General features: G+C 49.6%; 1 protein-coding gene. It reads right to left on the bottom strand.

What is annotated here, in order from left to right:
• Positions 1–119 precede the first annotated feature (119 nt).
• Positions 120–1,136 (bottom strand): ISKra4 family transposase gene (locus F6K13_RS34265; RefSeq protein WP_287290102.1). Its coding sequence is split into 2 segments (ribosomal slippage), with 1,018 coding nucleotides annotated over them: positions 120–1,045 and positions 1,045–1,136; the frame shifts between segments, so codons are not numbered across the junction. This gene is flagged as partial in the annotation.

Below are 1,136 nucleotides of genomic sequence, written 5' to 3'. Positions count from 1 at the left end.
TGCGGAATAATTGAAGCTCAGCAACACTAGTCATGGCATCTGAGGTAGGTGGTACTCTCTCAGAATCGCCTATGGAGTGATCTGTCTCAATGGCAGATCACTCTTGAAGAGGGAGCACGTCATCCGCTAGCAGATGAAAAATAATCGAGTTGATGATTTAGATAACCGGCTCTCAATTTGAGCATTAGTGGCAACGTCTCTTCATTCCATTGAGCCCCGGTCACCTGTAATCTGGCATCAATCTGTTTGACCCAAGACTCGACAGGCCCTGAACCAATGGGGAATCCTTCCATCTGATAATAGCGATAGTTGGGAATGCGCCCAGCATGATTGCTCAGATAGGCACTAAACCGTCGAGCCGACTCATTGTCCAACTCTGATAGACAGCTCAACACTTGTTGGAGTCGCCCTTCCCATAGTTGACTCGATAGCGATTCGAGCACCGCCTCTGTGGCGTCGACTTTGTAGAGATTCTCTTTAAGGTGATACCAATCAAGCACTTCGTCGGTTGGACCCTCGATTGCCATCTGCTCAAATAGGGACCAAATGCCACAGTGCCCATCCCCCAGCAGATAAATCACAGGGACTAGGGGCAATGTCGTAATCCACGCCAACAGGGTCGCTGGGTCTTTGTACCAAGCCATACCAATGCCATTGCCATTGACTCTGATGCCATGATATTGACGCCAGACACTCGCTTCACCTTTGGGGGTACGCACTCGCACCATGCCGCCATCGAGGGTGAGTTCGCTGACGGGCTCTTCCGATGTGGGCTCGGGTAACGTTAAACGCTTCACCATTCGCTCTTGCGTCTTAGCACTCACACGAACTCCTGTGAGCATCGCCACATCAGATTCCGCATGCTCATAAGATGCTTTGGCACACATCCGTAAACAACATTTCTCTAGATACGGACTGTGCTTGACACGTGCCTTAAGTGAAAGTGTTTGTGCCTGGTTGCAAGAGACCCACAAATCCCCCAAAATACTCACTATCCGTCTTGGTCGCTCACCATCTTCTGGACAATTTTCTTGGATAAAAAATTTCCTAATCCAGGAGAAACGTGGCTCTGGAGCTGGGCACGAACCGTGTGTTCGATAGCCTCTAAGCTATCCATCGCTAATCCGTTTGCTTGA

Source organism: Okeania sp. SIO2B9, from assembly GCF_010672505.1.
In the GTDB taxonomy this organism is placed as follows: Bacteria; Cyanobacteriota; Cyanobacteriia; order Cyanobacteriales; family Microcoleaceae; genus Okeania; species Okeania hirsuta.
Note: the sequence above shows the minus strand (reverse complement) of the source record. Positions and strands in the feature narration are given on the sequence as shown.